This window comes from Clostridioides sp. ZZV14-6345 (assembly GCF_020657775.1).
Lineage (GTDB): Bacteria > Bacillota > Clostridia > Peptostreptococcales > Peptostreptococcaceae > Clostridioides > Clostridioides difficile_D.
Map to the genome: position 1 here is coordinate 1 of NZ_JAGWCX010000149.1, position 1,174 is coordinate 1,174.

General features: G+C 37.3%; 1 protein-coding gene. It reads right to left on the reverse strand.

All coding sequences use genetic code 11. The annotated features are described in order from the left end of the window. On the reverse strand, positions 1–1,157 hold a 1,157-nt coding region (gene tuf, locus KGF39_RS19355; RefSeq protein ID WP_021418070.1), incomplete at its 3' end, for an elongation factor Tu. Positions 1,158–1,174: the final 17 nt, after the last annotated feature.

Here is a 1,174-nt window from a genome sequence, read left to right on the forward strand (position 1 = left end):
GTTCTTCCACCTTCTCTTATTGAGAATCTTAATCCCTCTTCTACAACTATTGAGTTTATTAAGTCTACTTCCATTGTTACGTTATCTCCAGGCATTACCATCTCTATTCCTTCTGGTAACTTACAAGCTCCTGTTACGTCTGTTGTTCTAAAATAGAATTGTGGTCTATATCCATCAAAGAATGGTGTATGTCTTCCACCCTCTTCTTTTTTAAGTACATATACTTCTGCTGTAAACTTTGTGTGTGCCTTTACTGATCCAGTTTTTGCTAGTACTTGTCCTCTTTCTATTTCGTTTCTTTGTACTCCTCTTAATAATGCTCCTATATTATCCCCTGCTTGTGCTTGGTCTAATAATTTTCTGAACATCTCTACTCCTGTTACTACTACTTTTCTTGGAGCTTCTGTTAATCCTACTAACTCTACTTCGTCTTGTACTTTTAATACTCCTCTTTCCACTCTTCCTGTTGCAACTGTTCCTCTTCCTGTGATTGAGAATACGTCCTCTACTGGCATTAAGAATGGCTTATCTGTATCTCTCTCTGGTGCTGGTATATACTCATCTATTTGCTCGAATAATTCTACTATCTTATCTCCCCACTCACTCTTTGGATCTTCTAATGCCATTAATGCTGATCCTCTTACTATTGGAGTGTCATCTCCTGGGAAATCATATTCTGTTAATAAATCTCTTACTTCCATTTCTACTAACTCTAATAACTCTTCGTCATCTACCATGTCACATTTGTTTAAGAATACTACTATATATGGTACACCAACTTGTCTTGATAATAGTATATGCTCTCTTGTTTGTGGCATTGGTCCATCTGTTGCTGAACAAACTAATATTGCCCCGTCCATTTGTGCTGCTCCTGTTATCATGTTCTTAACGTAGTCAGCATGTCCTGGGCAGTCAACGTGTGCATAGTGTCTGTTTGGAGTTTCATACTCAACGTGTGCTGTTGATATTGTGATTCCTCTTTCTCTTTCTTCTGGAGCTTTATCTATGTTTGCAAAGTCTACTGCTTCTCCTAATTGGTATCTGTCATATAATGTTTTTGTTATTGCTGCTGTTAATGTAGTTTTACCGTGGTCAACGTGTCCTATTGTCCCTATATTAACATGAGGTTTTGTTCTTTCGTATTTAGCTTTAGCCATTTTGAATTTCCTCCCTT